The sequence below is a fragment of the Algoriphagus sp. 10J20-15 genome (assembly GCF_055809615.1).
On sequence record NZ_JBVVUG010000038.1, the window covers coordinates 41,061 to 55,675 of the forward strand.

Annotated in this window: 12 protein-coding genes and 2 pseudogenes; 7 read left to right on the forward strand and 7 right to left on the reverse strand. The window is 39.8% G+C overall.

Features of this window, described 5'->3' with window-relative positions; all coding sequences use genetic code 11:
- Window positions 1-23 precede the first annotated feature (23 nt).
- Window positions 24-497, forward strand: coding sequence for a hypothetical protein (locus AC0L6R_RS16275; protein ID WP_473272158.1), 474 nt, complete (start codon window positions 24-26; stop codon window positions 495-497).
- A gap of 66 nt (window positions 498-563) precedes the next feature.
- On the opposite strand, the gene AC0L6R_RS16280 is transcribed toward AC0L6R_RS16275, so the two are convergent.
- Complete coding sequence (locus AC0L6R_RS16280; RefSeq protein ID WP_283413809.1) at window positions 564-1,307, reverse strand: LytR/AlgR family response regulator transcription factor; 744 nt, start codon at window positions 1,305-1,307, stop codon at window positions 564-566.
- A 109-nt stretch (window positions 1,308-1,416) separates the two neighbouring features.
- Window positions 1,417-2,490: a sensor histidine kinase gene (locus tag AC0L6R_RS16285; protein ID WP_339865924.1), complete on the reverse strand. Its 1,074-nt coding sequence runs from the start codon at window positions 2,488-2,490 to the stop codon at window positions 1,417-1,419.
- Between the two features lie 341 nt (window positions 2,491-2,831).
- On the opposite strand from AC0L6R_RS16285, the gene AC0L6R_RS16290 reads away from it, so the two are divergent.
- On the forward strand, window positions 2,832-5,345 hold the full coding sequence (locus AC0L6R_RS16290; protein WP_473272159.1) for a TonB-dependent receptor: 2,514 nt from the start codon (window positions 2,832-2,834) through the stop codon (window positions 5,343-5,345).
- 458 nt (window positions 5,346-5,803) lie between these two features.
- Here AC0L6R_RS16290 and AC0L6R_RS16295 read toward each other — a convergent pair.
- The 3 genes and pseudogenes from AC0L6R_RS16295 to AC0L6R_RS16305 all read right to left on the reverse strand — a co-directional run bounded on the left by AC0L6R_RS16295 (window position 5,804) and on the right by AC0L6R_RS16305 (window position 8,608).
- Window positions 5,804-6,783: pseudogene (locus AC0L6R_RS16295) on the reverse strand (pyruvate dehydrogenase complex E1 component subunit beta).
- A gap of 83 nt (window positions 6,784-6,866) precedes the next feature.
- Window positions 6,867-8,237: an NAD-dependent succinate-semialdehyde dehydrogenase gene (locus AC0L6R_RS16300; protein WP_473272160.1), complete on the reverse strand. Its 1,371-nt coding sequence runs from the start codon at window positions 8,235-8,237 to the stop codon at window positions 6,867-6,869.
- Entirely contained in the window at window positions 8,234-8,608 is a 375-nt protein-coding gene (locus tag AC0L6R_RS16305) for a rhodanese-like domain-containing protein (RefSeq protein WP_473272172.1), read from the reverse strand. Before AC0L6R_RS16305 ends, AC0L6R_RS16300 begins: the two co-directional genes overlap by 4 nt.
- Before the next feature lie 93 nt (window positions 8,609-8,701).
- Between AC0L6R_RS16305 and AC0L6R_RS16310 the strand changes: the two genes are divergently transcribed.
- Entirely contained in the window at window positions 8,702-9,211 is a 510-nt protein-coding gene (locus tag AC0L6R_RS16310; RefSeq protein ID WP_283413815.1) for a metallophosphoesterase family protein, read from the forward strand.
- A 199-nt stretch (window positions 9,212-9,410) separates the two neighbouring features.
- On the opposite strand, the gene AC0L6R_RS16315 is transcribed toward AC0L6R_RS16310, so the two are convergent.
- Window positions 9,411-9,554 carry a hypothetical protein gene (locus tag AC0L6R_RS16315; RefSeq protein WP_283413816.1) on the reverse strand — a complete coding sequence of 48 codons (144 nt, stop codon included), beginning with the start codon at window positions 9,552-9,554 and terminating at the stop codon, window positions 9,411-9,413.
- A gap of 165 nt (window positions 9,555-9,719) precedes the next feature.
- On the opposite strand from AC0L6R_RS16315, the pseudogene hisS reads away from it, so the two are divergent.
- The 3 genes and pseudogenes from hisS (at window position 9,720) to AC0L6R_RS16330 (ending at window position 12,467) form a co-directional block, all read left to right on the forward strand.
- Window positions 9,720-11,085: pseudogene (hisS, locus tag AC0L6R_RS16320) on the forward strand (histidine--tRNA ligase).
- Between the two features lie 42 nt (window positions 11,086-11,127).
- Window positions 11,128-11,463 (forward strand): YbaB/EbfC family nucleoid-associated protein, encoded by a 336-nt coding sequence (locus AC0L6R_RS16325; RefSeq protein WP_283413818.1) that lies wholly within the window; start codon window positions 11,128-11,130, stop codon window positions 11,461-11,463.
- Window positions 11,460-12,467, forward strand: coding sequence for a glycosyltransferase family 2 protein (locus AC0L6R_RS16330; RefSeq protein WP_283413819.1), 1,008 nt, complete (start codon window positions 11,460-11,462; stop codon window positions 12,465-12,467). The genes AC0L6R_RS16325 and AC0L6R_RS16330 overlap by 4 nt, the downstream gene beginning before the upstream one ends.
- On the opposite strand, the gene AC0L6R_RS16335 is transcribed toward AC0L6R_RS16330, so the two are convergent.
- On the reverse strand, window positions 12,464-12,682 hold the full coding sequence (locus AC0L6R_RS16335; RefSeq protein WP_091695064.1) for a PspC domain-containing protein: 219 nt from the start codon (window positions 12,680-12,682) through the stop codon (window positions 12,464-12,466). The two genes, AC0L6R_RS16330 and AC0L6R_RS16335, sit on opposite strands and share 4 nt — an antisense overlap.
- Before the next feature lie 139 nt (window positions 12,683-12,821).
- On the opposite strand from AC0L6R_RS16335, the gene AC0L6R_RS16340 reads away from it, so the two are divergent.
- The gene (locus tag AC0L6R_RS16340; protein ID WP_473272161.1) at window positions 12,822-14,546 is read left to right on the forward strand and encodes a hypothetical protein; all 1,725 of its coding nucleotides are present in this window, start codon (window positions 12,822-12,824) and stop codon (window positions 14,544-14,546) included.
- Window positions 14,547-14,615 lie beyond the last annotated feature (69 nt).

Genomic DNA, 14,615 nt, shown 5'->3' on the forward strand with positions numbered 1-14,615 from the left:
CTTTACTTAAATCGCAAGCCATTATGAAAACACAACTCTTCCCCTTGATCGCTTTAGTTCTAGTCATTTTTAGTTGCAAAGATGTAGAGGGACCATCTCCAAATTCAAGAATAGAAGGTAAATATGTGTCTACTGTTGAAATTGAAACGACAGGAGGAAAACTCGATCTAGTTAATACGCTGAATTTAAAATCTGACGGTACATTTTATGCTGAAAATTATACCACTGAAGCAGGTAAGGATGAAATACTAGGCTATAGATCCTATTTCAATGGTACTTATACAATAGTCGATGAAAAAGTCACTTTAGAATGGAAGGAATCATACACGATGAATTTCTTTGATATCTATTACATGCCAAAAGCAGATTTAACGCTTTCAGGTGGGAATGAGTTTATTGCGGATTATGCTATTGAACTTGATTTTACTCAACTTTCATTCATTTGCCCGCCGAATGCTTATTGTACAATATCAACCCCCTATGTCAAGATTAATTGATAAAGGTGTAAAAAATGAGATGCTGTTTTCGGGTTCGGAAACAGCATTTTTTTGATCAAAACCACCTCAATTCATCCACCTACTCATAAACTCCAGAAAAGCCTCTTTATAGTTATCACTCACGCTGATGTGGTTTTTACCGATTTGGATTACATTTTTTGACACGGAGTCTATGTGGTCCAACGCCACAATATAAGATCTGTGAACTCTCATGAATTTGTCAGTAGGCAGCAGTTCTTCCATGCTTTTCAAGCTGGTCAATGAAAGCAAAGGATTGGGCTTGGAAAGTAAATGCACTTTCACATAATCCTTGTATGCTTCTACATACCCAATATCTTTAAGCATCACTTTGACTAACTGATATTCTACTTTAAGGAAAATATATTCTGGAGCAGCAGGTTCAGCGATTGGGCCTTCAGTTTTGGTTTTAGTTTGTTTTTCGAAGTAGGAAAAGGCCTTAGTAGCTGCATTCAAAAAGTCCTCGTAGCTGTACGGTTTTAGCAAGTAATCCAGCGCTTCTACTTTGTAGCCTTCTATGGCAAACTGATGATAGGCTGTTGCAAAAATGATTCTGGTTTTATCAGAATTCTTTTTTCCGTCCAATACCCGTGCTAACTCCATGCCTGATAAATCAGGCATCTGGATATCCATAAAGGCAAGCTGAACCTCATTTTGATTGATAAAGCCTAAGGCTTCAATTGCATTAGAAAACTTACCAATGAGATTTAGAAAGGAGGTTTGTTCGATGAATTTACTCAATAACTCAAGAGCAAGAGGCTCGTCATCTATAGCAACGCAGTTGAGTTTCATGAGCTTATAATTTGATTTTTAGCCATCATCCCGAAAAATCGGGACACGCTATGGAATCTCCCAAAATTTATATTCATCACATTCTTTGACGCTTGAGTCATGGTCGATTTCATTCGAGATTAATAGTAAGGTTTACCCAATACTCTTGTTTAGCTTCGTCTTTTCCAAATTTCAGTCTATGCTTATCTGGGTAAAGCAAACTTAATCTCCTCTGGGTATTTACCAGTCCAATGCCATTTTCTTTGGCTTCCGGGCTATCTGTATGGACGGGGAAAATATGATTTCTCGTTTCAAAGAAGACGGTAGTTCCCATGATTTCCAGCTTAATCATGATCTCACTTTGTTGCTGGCTACTTACTCCATGCTTGAAAGTGTTTTCCATAAATGGAAGGAGAAGCATAGGTGCGATCACTAAGTCATCCTTTGGTTCGTCGATGGAAATATTTAGCGTGACTTTTTCAGTCAACCTCATTTTCATCAATTCAATGTAATCGTTGATGAAGCTTACCTCTCTACTTAAAAGGGTTTCATTTTTCTGGTTTTCGTACAATACGTAGCGCATCATTCTAGATAATTTCAAAAGAGCTTCCTGAGCCTTTTTCACATCCAGATTAGTTAGTGCATAGATATTATTAAGTGTATTGAAAAAGAAATGCGGATTGATCTGCGCCTTAAGGTAAGACAGCTCTGTGTTGATTCTCTGTTGGTCCAGTTCTCTTCTCAGTGCCTCATCTTTTTGCCATTTCTGTACCGAAGCCACCGAAGTACTGATACCTATAGTTAATAAGTAAAGCATTACGTTAAAGATGTCTCCTGAAACTCTTCTTGGCTTTTGAATATAGGGCTCATCTGGGTTGAAAGCTTTATGCAGCAATTCCGGTAGATGTAGAAAGTTGTCCGCATAAATAAGAATTCCTACAAAAAAAACTCCTCCAAGAATAATGGATATGAGATAGATCGCGTGTTTCCCTTTGAGTAGAACCTTTGGCACAAACCAGAGCATATTCACATAGAAAAGACACACTAAAAGAAGAGCCATAAACACCTGCCTTACCCAAAACTCAACCGGAATATCGATTCTCCATGAGAGAGGAGATAGAAGGAGGAGTACCGTACTGAGCATGGACCAGCCAAGAATATGTACAAGAATAGAGACGCTCCTTTTGGGACTTAGATTGATCATAAATCTGATTTTCAGTACTCAAACTAACGCAAAGCACTTCTTTATATAAAATATAATCTACGAATTAGCTGAATTAGACTGCCAAAAGTCCCATTGACTAGATAAAGCGATTCGCAGATAAATATTGGCCTTTAGTCAGACGAAACGGGGTGTTTGTCGATGAATACACCCTAGCCGTCTATTTGGTTGAAAACTGCGAAACAAACCTTGTTGTTTTGTGGTAACAATAAGCACGAGGCCCAAGAATTTGAAAAATCTGGTGTAAACGAAAGGGGCTTCTGATAAATAATAAGTACAGTCACTTTCCTTCACCAGCCTAACTGAGCAATTATCTACAATACATGAAAAAGTTATTAAACATTATCGCAGCTCTACTACTAATCAGCACAAGTGGCTTAATGGCCCAGCAGACTACTGTAAATGCAACTACTCCTGCTAAAATCGTTGGTATAGCCAAGGATGTTAGTTCGGGTGAACCTGTAGCCTATGCTACAGTCGCTCTATATGCAACGGGGAGCGAAACCAGTATCGCTGGAGCTGTTGCTGATGGTGACGGTAAGTTTTTTATCACGGGTATGGCTCCAGGTACCTATGACTTGAAGCTTAGCTTTTTAGGTTTTGAAACCAAAACCGTAAGTGGAATCAAAGTTGAATCCAAAACAGGAGACGTGAATGTAGGCGAAATCGGAATGTCTGATGAAGGCTTAGCTTTGGAAGAAGTAACTGTGCAAGGACAGCGTGATTTGATCGAAGAGCGTGTGGATCGTACAATCTATAAAGCTGAAAATGATAGAACTACTGCTGGTGGTGATGGCACGGATGTGATGAGAAGAGTTCCCATGTTATCTGTGGATTTGGATGGAAACGTGTCCATGAGAGGTAGTAGCAATATCACTGTTTTGATTGATGGGAGACCTTCGGCTATTGCAGCAAGCAGCATCACTGATGCATTGAAGCAAATTCCTGCAGAGGAGATTAAAGAGGTAGAAGTGATCACTTCTCCTTCTGCCAAATACGATGCAGAAGGTACTTCTGGTGTTATCAACATCATTACCAAAAAGAATAACCTTCAGGGGATGTCTGCAAATATCCGTACAGGAGTTGGTCTAAGAGGTTCTGATCTGGGGCTTAATGCAAGTGCTAGAAAAGGTAAGTTTGGATTCACATTAGGAGGTCATGGTAGGTCAGGGTATAATATCAACGGTAGTTTTGCCAATAAACAATTAGTGACTAACCCAGATAATTCTATTTCCACTATCCAACAATCTGCTGATACTAAAAGCAATCAGCTTTTTGGAAGATATAACTTCGGTGTAGATTATGAGGTGAATAAATACAACTTCTTGACCGCAGCTGTCAATTTTGGGATTAGAAACAGAAGCAGCAATCAGGAGAATTTCCTGACTCAAAATTATTTGGATGGCGTTTTAGTAAGAAACCAACTGAGAGAAACAGACACAAAGGATAACTCGAATTCGGTAGATGTCAGCTTAAATTATACTAAGACATTTGAGAAGAAAGGTAAGGAAATCTCCTTGTTGACTTTGTATAGCAGAAACAACGGCGAAAATTCCTTTGTAAACACCCTTTTTGAAGAGGATATGTCTACAATCGATTCAAGATTGAAGAATAATAACCCAAGCAAAAATGAAGAGTTTACCGTTCAACTTGACCTAGTAGAGCCACTTGGAAAAGAAGGTAAGTCGATTTTAGAATATGGCGCTAAAAATATCTTGAGAAAAGCTTACTCTGACTTTGCTTACTTCCAAGCTGATGGAGCAGATGGAGCATATGTCGAGAATCCAAATCCAAATTTGAGTAATGCATTTAGCTATGATCAGAATGTGACTGCAGGTTATGTTTCGTACACAGCTACCTTGTTTAAAAACTATACAATCAAGCCAGGTATAAGATACGAGTACACTACGATCAATGCTGACTTTAAGACTGAGACTACTGCGGCTGACATTCCTTCCTACGGTACATTTGTACCTAGCTTGAACTTGAGTAGAAAATTGGCAAATGGTAACATGATCAAAGCTTCTTATAACAGAAGAATTTCACGTCCATCGCTTAGATATTTGAATCCAAACATTGATTCATCTAACCCGCTTCAGGTTTCTCAAGGTAATCCAGAATTGGATCCTGAATACACGGATAACTATGAGTTAGGCTATAGTACCTTCTTCAAAAACACAATGGTAAGCTTTAGTGGTTTTTTCAGAAATACTTCCGGTTCTATTCAATCAATCAGAACTGTAGCTGAAGACGGAGTGATCTACACAGGGTACGACAATATCGGCCAGGAGAATGCAGTAGGTACTAATATCTTCACAAATATTAGTGTCAATAACAAAATCTCTTTAAACGCAAGTGTGGATGCATATTACGCCATGCTTGACAATGGCCTGACTGATCCTAAGTATGCAGCATCGAATGAAGGTTTTGTAGTTAGCGGAAGATTGTTTGGTAACTACTCTTTACCAAATGACTGGCAGATTCAGGCTTTTACTTTTGCTAGAGGTCGCCAGGTTCAGTTGCAAGGTTCATCAGGAGGATTCTACATGTATGGAATGGGAATCAACAAGCAGTTTGATGAGAAGAGAGGCACTATAGGTTTTGGCGCTGATAACTTCCTTACAAAGGAGTTTAAGATGAAGAATGAAATCAATACAGCTACCATCGTTCAAAATAGCACGAACATCATGCGTAACATGAACTTCAAAATCAATTTCAGCTACAGAATCGGTAAGTTAAGTGTAGATCAGAATAAGAGAAAGAAGAGATCTGTAACTAACGATGATTTGAAAAGCGGAGGCGATGGAGGAGCAGCTGAGATGCAGCAAAACAAATAAGCGTAAGTATTAAATAGTAGATTGGGTTATATTTAGAAAACCCACCCTGAATTATGGGTGGGTTTTTTTATGCTTCTTAATTGCCGTGATTGCAGAGCCTAAGACAAGGAACACTACTTGATGAAAGTAAGAACACTGCGAAGCAAATAGCTTGAGGACTTACCCATTCCAATCTCTTAACTATTTCCGAGTTTCTTTTATTGTAACCAATGACTTCATTAAGAATGAATATCCGCTAACCTGCCAGTAAGGTGGCAAAAGCAAGGTAGGATAAGTAAAACTTAATTGAGACCACTTCGGTTTACGGACACTTCTTCTGAGCGTAGCCGGAGTATCTGTCTTACAGCCTGATAAGCAAAGGATTTATGGTGACTGGCATCTTTGCGGATAATGATAAAAATGAAAAAGCCAGACTTCAAATCAATGAAATCTGGCTTTGATATGTTAAAATAGATTGACTAGTTTTTGTAGCAGACCTTTTTAATCGCATCTACAGTTCTCTTTACATTTGGCAAAGTAGCTTCGATGTAAGTAGGTGAGTAGCTCAACGGAATATCCATAGAGTTCACACGAATAACTGGAGAGTCTAGGTAATCAAAGGCATACCGCTGGAAATGATAGGTCAATTCAGATGAAATACCTGCGATAGGATTAGCTTCCTCTACGATCACTACTCTGTTGGTTTTCTTTACTGATTCTATGCAAGTAGCATAATCAATAGGCCTAACTGTACGCAAATCGATCACTTCCGCTTCAATGCCTTCTTTAGCCATTTCTTCTGCAGCCTCTAGAGCTACTTTCATCATTTTACCGAATGAAATCACTGTGACATCTTTTCCTTTTCTCTTGATATCAGCCACGCCGATTGGAAGCAAGTATTCTCCCTCAGGCACTTCACCTTTGTCAGAATACATCACCTCAGACTCCATGAAGATCACTGGATCTGGGTCACGAATGGCGGCTTTCATAAGGCCTTTTGCATCGTAAGGATTAGAAGGTACAATCACTTTCAAGCCTGAGTATTGGCAAACCAATTTTCGAAGTTGGAAGAGTGTGTAGCTCCCAGCTGACCAGCATTACCAGTTGGACCTCTGAAAACGACCGGTACGCTATAAGCTCCACCTGACATAGCTAGCATTTTAGCTGCGGAGTTGATAATCTGATCTATGGCTACTAGAGAGAAGTTGAAAGTCATGAACTCCACAATGGGCTTCAATCCATTCATCGCAGCTCCTACAGCAAGCCCTGAAAAGCCAAGTTCGGCAATCGGTGTGTCATAGACACGATCCGGACCGAATTCATCTAGCATTCCTTGGGATACTTTATAAGCTCCGTTATATTCAGCAACTTCTTCGCCCATCAGAAAAACGTCTTTATCACGTCTCATTTCTTCGGACATTGCCTCTCTTAAGGCTTCTCGAAACTGTATTTCTCTCATTAGTTTATGACAAAATTTTGGCTCGTAAAAATAGAAAGGAATTGGCCAAAACCAAAAATAAAGACCGCTTAATCCCTAATAGATTAGCCCAAATAGACAGTTTTCGAATTAACGAACTCTAAAATCCCATATCTGCTCAATTCTCGCCCATATCCAGATTTTTTTATCCCACCAAATGGTAGGTGCGGATTGGAAGCTACCATGGCATTAATAAAGACCGCACCGCTTTCGATTTTTGAGGCTAATTGTTCTGCTTTTTCCTTGTTCTCAGACCAAATGGACCCACCTAATCCAAATTCTGAATCATTGGCTATGGCGATTGCGTCTTCTTCATTTTTGACTTGGAAAATAGTAGCTACAGGTCCAAAAAGCTCCTCTGAATAGGCGGGAGCTGAAGTAGGTATGTCCGTTAAAATTGCCGGTTGAAATTCAGCTGAATTTTCTTCCGGTGCTTCTCCTCCGTAAATGAGTTTAGCGCCCGCTTTTACAGATTTGTCTAGTTGAGTATATAGTTCTTTTGCTAAATCTGGTCTAGCCATACATGCGAAATCTGACTCTTCATTCATAGGATCCCCTTGTTTCAGTTGGCTGAAGTGCTCAACGAAATGAGCTAAAAACTCCTCGTAGACATCTTCCTCCACGATAAATCGCTTGGCCGCAATGCAGCTTTGCCCGAAATTTATCATTCTTGCTTTTACAGCTGTTTCTGCTGCTTTCTTAATATTAGCGTCTTTCAAAACTATGAATGGATCGCTTCCACCTAATTCAAGCAAAGATTTTTTGATATGTTTTCCAGCTGTAGATGCGACAGATGCGCCAGCTTTTTCACTTCCCGTAAGTGTGACTGCTTTTATGCGTGCGTCCTCAATAAGGTCGGTGGTCGCCTTGGAGTCTATCAAGAGGCTTTGGAAGGCACCTTCAGGAAAACCTGCCTCCGTAAAAACTTCCTCAATTGCCAAAGCGCATTGTGGGACATTGGAAGCATGTTTCAAAACGCCGACATTACCAGCCATCAATGTTGGGGCTGCAAAACGGAATACCTGCCAGAAAGGAAAATTCCATGGCATTACTGCCAAGACTATCCCAAGCGGCTGATGTATGACTTTAGCTCTCGCGCCGTCAGGCAATTCGATTGGTTCTTCTTTCAAGAACTCAGCCGCATTTTCGGCATAATAATTACATGCCAAAGCGCATTTATCAACTTCTGCTAAAGACTCTTTGAGAACTTTTCCCATTTCCAAGGAAATGATTTTAGCATATTTCTCACGGTTATCTTTCAATACCTTTGCCGCATTGCCCATCAATTCGGCCCTTTTTGAGAAACTAGTATCCTTCCAACTTGAGAATGCCATGGATCCTGCACTTAGTTTGGCCTCAAGTTCCTCTTCAGTGTGGGGTTGGAATTCTGCTAATACTTCGTTTGTGTAGGGGTTAATTGATTTGATCAGTGTCATTTTTCTATAGTTTTTCCTGCTTCACGCCAAGCATCTATTCCCCCATCCAATGAATATAAATGAGTGAATCCTGCAACCTTCATGATACTCGCTGCATTTTCTGACCGGACTCCTGCTTTGCAGTAGACCAAATAGGTGCGTTTCTTATCTAGCTTAGCAATCTCGCTTTTGAAATTTTCGTTTTTAATGTCAATAGTAATAGCACCTGGAATTTTTCCTTTAGCTATTTCTTCGGGTGTTCGTACGTCAATCACTCTTACTGCTCCCTTGTTTTTCATTAGCTCTTCAAATTGAGTTGGCTTAAGGGTTTTTACTTCAGATGTTTGAGCTTGCGCAAAGTCTATTTTTACTAGGACGATGGCAATTGCCAGGAAAAAGAATTTTTTGAAGTTTCATGGTCGAGAGTTTGATGTGAGAGTTTGCTATTCCATATTGAAATGAAAATTTAGCAAGATTAAAATCAAATGCCTACCAAGATCGCTCTCATATCCGATTCCCACAGTTTTATAGACCACAAAACGCTCACCTATTTGGATGAAGTTGATGAAATTTGGCATGCTGGAGATATTGGAAGTGAGGATGTGATGAAAGCATTGCCTACAGGAAAGCCTGTGAGGGCTGTTTTTGGAAATATAGATGACAGTTCTATTCAGCAGACTTATCCAGAATGGCAGGAATTTATACTAGAAGGAGTGAAGGTGCTGATGACCCATATCGGGGGTAAACCTCCCCGCTACGCAACTGGCATCAAGGCAAGAATCAAAGAATCTTCACCTCAACTATTCATTTGTGGGCATTCGCATATTTGTAAGGTTGAATTTGATAAGACAGTGAATTGTCTCTACATGAATCCAGGAGCTATAGGTCAGCATGGCTTTCATGTGATGCGGACAATGTTGTTATTTGACTTGGAGGCCGGGCAAGTCAAAAATCTCCGAGTGGTGGAATTGGGGAAGAGGGGGAAGGTTTTGTGAGTTGTGACTAGTGTTAGAGGCAAGAAGTGAAATATATTAGGTCGATAGTTCTAAGGAATCAGTCACGGTAAGCAGTTGGAGAGATCTTCTATTTTGAAGATACTTCTATTGCCTTAGAGTCTTGCATCTAAAGTCTCAAAAAAGAACATAAAAAAAGGCGATCAAATGACCGCCTTAAATGTTTTTTCAGAAATAATACTTATTTCGTGAAAGACTTCTTAAGCTCTTCAACGTCCACGTTTCTGATTACAGGCTGAGCAGACAATTGCTTGATCTTAATCACACGTGTGGTCTGAGATTGTCTTTTTCTTTTAAGTTTTCTCTTCAGTGTAGTAACTGCCATGGTCGTATATTTTTAATAGTATTGTTTCGAAACGAGTCGCAAAAGTAAACAAACATTTCTTTTCTGCCTAAAATAATTTAGGATTTAATTCTTTGACTTTCACGATATCAAGGAGCGTTTCCTTTTTTTTGAATAAATTTGGCAGCTAATCACCAAAAACAAGCTATGCAAAAGCCGAGTCTGCCAAAAGGAACCAGAGATTTTGGAACCATCCAGATGGCCAGAAGAAATTATATTCTAGATTCCATTAAGAGTACGTTTCAACTTTTTGGCTACAATCAGATCGAAACTCCTGCTATGGAGAACCTCAGTACGCTGACTGGAAAATATGGAGATGAGGGAGATCAGTTATTGTTTAAAATCCTTAACAGCGGAGATTACCTCAAGAATGTGCAGGAGGCTGATCTTCATGCTGGATTTAAGAATACTTTACCGAAGGTTTCTGAGAAAGGACTTCGTTATGACTTGACGGTGCCTTTTGCCCGCTTTGTGGTGATGAATAGGAATGAGCTGACTTTTCCTTTCAAGCGTTTTCAGATTCAGCCAGTTTGGCGAGCAGATCGTCCTCAGAAAGGAAGATACCGAGAATTCTATCAATGTGACGCAGATGTGGTAGGGACGGATAGTTTGCTGTGCGAAGCAGAAATAATTCTGATGATCCGTTCGGTTTTTGAGAAAACTGAAACTGAGCGATTACAGCATCAAGCTGAACAACAGAAAAATACTAACAGGCATCTCTGAAGCAATCGGGGAAGCAGGCAAGGAAGCACCGCTTTGCGTGGCGATAGATAAGCTGGATAAAATTGGCTGGGAAAAAGTCAAAGAGGAATTAACTGAGCGAGGTTTTGCTGCTGATTCTATAGAGAAATTGACTCCGCTTGTGCAATTGAATGCTGATCAGGCCGGTAAATTAGCGTTTCTTAAAGAGTTCTTGGCTGACAGTGAGATAGGTATTCAGGGAGTTAGCGAATTGGAAGAAGTGTTCCAAGTCTTGGGAGAGATGGGTGAAAGTCTAGATTTTGTGGATTTAGATATCATGCTTGCTCGAGGACTTTCTTATTATACAGGTGCAATTTTCGAGGTGAAAGTAAACCATGTGTCCATCGGATCCGTCAGTGGAGGTGGTCGTTATGATAATCTGACTGAGAACTTCGGATTGAAGGAGAAAATGTCTGGAGTTGGTTTTTCTTTTGGTGTAGATCGTCTGTACGATGTGCTGGAGGAATTGAACTTGTTTCCAGAGGACAGTCTTCAGAGCACCAAAGTTTTGTTGACGCACTTTGACCAAAAAGCATTTGTTTATGCGTTAGGCTTGTTGAAGAAATTCAGAGCTGCGGGAATCAAAGCAGAGCTATATCCAGATGTCACAAAAATGAAAAAGCAACTTGATTTTGCTTCGAAAAAGTCAATTCCATTTGTTGGAATCTGTGGGGATTCGGAGATTGAAAGCAGTCAAATTGCTTTGAAAAACCTAGAAACAGGAATTCAAGAATCTGTAAGTTTAGAAGAAGCTATAGAGCGATTAAAGTAAAATTTAACTCACAATTGGTGGGTATAACTTAATTAAGAACATATGTTTGATATAATGGGCATGATGGGCAAAGTGAAAGAAGCCCAAGCAAAAATCAAAGAAACTCAAGCTAAGCTTGTTCACCTTACATCAACTGGTGAATCTGGTGCTGGTATGGTGAAAGTCACTGTGAATGGTGATAGAAAAGTAGTAAGTATTGACTTTGATGATTCATTGATCTCATCTAAGGACAAGGAAATGCTAAGCGATCTGATTGTCGCGGCTACGAATATAGCGATGACCTCTATTGATGTGAAAATCAAAGCTGAGATGAAAGCAGCCACCGAAGGAATGATGCCTAATATTCCTGGAATGGATCTAGGCAGCATGTTTGGATGAAAACCTGTGCCATCGTCATACTGAATTACAATGGGGAAGAAATGCTAAAGACATTTCTTCCTTCAGTTTGTATGCATAGTATTTATGACGTTTGGGTGATAGACAATGCAAGTACTGACGACTCCATAGATTTTTTAGACGTTAACTTCCCTCAGATCAAGCAAATCAAACTTGAGGAAAATTTTGGTTACGCGGGAGGATATAATGCCGGTTTGGCTACGATTAGGGGACAGTATGAATATTACATTCTGTTGAATTCCGATGTGGAAGTAAGCCCTGATTGGGATTATACTATGGTCACTTGGATGAAGGCTCATCAGGACTACGCAGCACTCCAACCAAAAATTCTCTCATGGAAGGAGAGAGGTGTGTTTGACTATGCCGGTGCCGGTGGAGGGTTTTTGGATCGCTATGGTTACCCTTACTGTCGAGGTAGAATATGGGAAACTATAGAAAAAGATTCTGGTAAATACGATGACATAATTGATGTGGATTGGGCCTCGGGAGCCTGTATGGTAGTCAATGCCTCATTATTCCACGATTTGTCTGGATTTGATTCAGATTTTTTTGCGCATATGGAGGAAATAGATCTTTGTTGGAGAATGCGAAGATCAGGCTGGAAGATTGGCTATTACGGACCAGTGGCAGTCTATCATTTAGGAGGAGCCACGCTTGACAGAGCAAGTCCGAAGAAATTATACCTGAATATTAGAAATAGTCTGAGTATGATTTATAAGAATGAGAGCTCATCAAGATTCCTCAAAATTTTTATGGTCAAGTCTTTGTTAGAGCATCTTGCTGCAATTAGCTACATGAGCCAAGGCAGAAAAGAATTTGCGAAAGCAGTTTTGAATGCTTACAAACACTTTGGAGATAAAAAGAAAGCAATAAATAAATTCCATCCTACCATGGAAGGAAGAAAGGAAATACCAAGAAGGGGGAAGGTAGGTCTGATCTTTTGGAACTGGAAAGTTCTAGGGAAAAAGACCTTTGATCAACTTTAATCGAAAAGAACTGGATTGTTCTTTTTCCTGAAAAACTTTCTGATTTTCATAGTCATGGCCATACTTACGTAAAGAATAACCGGTGAGCCCATTGTGACAAATGAGGCATAAATGAAGAATAAACGAATACTGTCAATTGGAAAATTGAGTTTTTCACCCAAGCGTGAGCATACCCCAAAGGCTCTTTCTTCGAAAAATATTTTCAGCTTTTCCATGGTTATAGATGATTTCGTTGCGGTAAATTTAGAAAAAAGTCTGGTGAATTAATAAATAAGAATGTTAGACCTATTGTTTAAGAAAAAGCCTGTTTTGTTATTATTTGTTTTATTCCCAATACTTTGCGGTTCAATAATTATGCCCGAAACTGACTTTTTGGAAGATTCGAAAGTGGTCCCGGGTAAGTTGGAGTTTATCAGAGATTCTGTGAGATTCGAAGTGACAGGTACAATTCCAATTGAATCTGCCCTTAGTCCCAAAAATCCTAAAATTAATGTTCTTCTCAAATCTTCGGAAAACTCCCTGCTTTTTGAAGCACTTGAGTTGACCAAAAATGTAGGGGACTACTCTTATAATCAATCCTTTACTTTAGCCTATGAGCCTTGGATGGAAGGAGCTTTTCTGGAAATTCAGTTTTTTCAAGGGAAAAAAGCGCTTGATGAACCGTATCAGAAGAAGGTTTTGGCGCGGGGAGTAATAACAACGCCATTACTGGCGAAAGTAGGGAAGGTGAATTACGATGAACCTATTCCTCAGGTAGGGCTTTTTATATCGACAGGAATCATGGATACAGATCTGTCACGGTCCAAAGAGTTTTTAATCAAATTCGATGCTGGGTCTTCCACTATCAAAAGGAATAGTGCAAACACGCAAGCAATCGCCGATTTGAAGACTTTCCTCACTGAGAACTCGTCAGTTTTATCATTTAAAATCACTGGCGTGCAATCTCCTGAAACTGCAGAAGGTAGTAGCAGTAAGCTAGGGATGGATAGAGCAGAGGCAGTAAATAGATTGCTAAAAGAATCTAATATTTCGATAAGAGATAGCCTTTTAGAAGTGTCTTCGAGATGGAATGACTGGTTCGATTTTCGTTTGCTGCTCCGTGAGTATGAAAAAATTTCTACACAGCGTAAGGATCAGTACTATGCAGTATTGTTAAATGAATTGGATTATCAGACTCAATCTCAGGCATTAAGAAAAATATCAGGTTTTAATCAAGTGGCAAGTGATTTATTCCCAAATCTGAGAGTTGCAAAAATTGAAGTAGTAGCTAAACCTCTTCCGGGGCTTAATCAGGCTCAGTCTATGATTCTCCAAAAAGCACTAGAGCAAAGTAATGGGAATTCTGAGCTTGATATGGCTGATTGGGCTATTGCCGGAGAAACTACCCCTAGGTTGGAAGACAAGGCTAAGATCTACAGTAAGATGACGGAATTGTTTCGGTCTGTGATTCCGTATAATAATTTGGCAGTAGTAAAGATGCGCTTGGCACAGCGAACCCTGGATCAGGAGGCGAAAGATGCGCTGTGGAAAGAAGCAAATGAGCTTTTGTACCAAGCTGCCAAAATTGACACCAATCCCTATGTGCTACATAATCAAGGGCAGATCATGGTCCTGCAGGGCAAAACTTGGGAGGCGTATAAGAAACTTTCGGATGCTTCAGTACTCACTCGGAATGATGATTTCCTCAGGTACAATGAAAGCTTGAGAGGTGCATTGGATATTTTGAGAGGTGATTATAAGTTGGCCACACTTCGTTTTAATTACAACTATACCGAGCCTAAGGATTTTTTCAACAAGGGATTGGCCTATTATCTTGCAAAGGATTTTGCGAATGCTAGTCTGTCTTTTGAGGAGTCTGTTATGGCTGGGAGAAACTATGGCTATGGTTTTTATGGGCTGGCTATGATAGCAGCCGAAAGTGGCCAAGCAGAAGTAGCACTTCTGCAGTTGGACAGAGCGATCCATTCCAGTGAATTGCTTTATCAAAAAGCTCTGGTAGATCCGATTTTTGAAGAAATCCGATCTACTGACGAGTTCTTTCAGATTTTTAGACCTGCTGCAAGCAAAAAAGAAAATTAAAGGTTAATCTAGATTAGGAAGAAATATTCTTTTGCCCTGACAAAGAAAATGTTAAGTAATTAAGGAGGC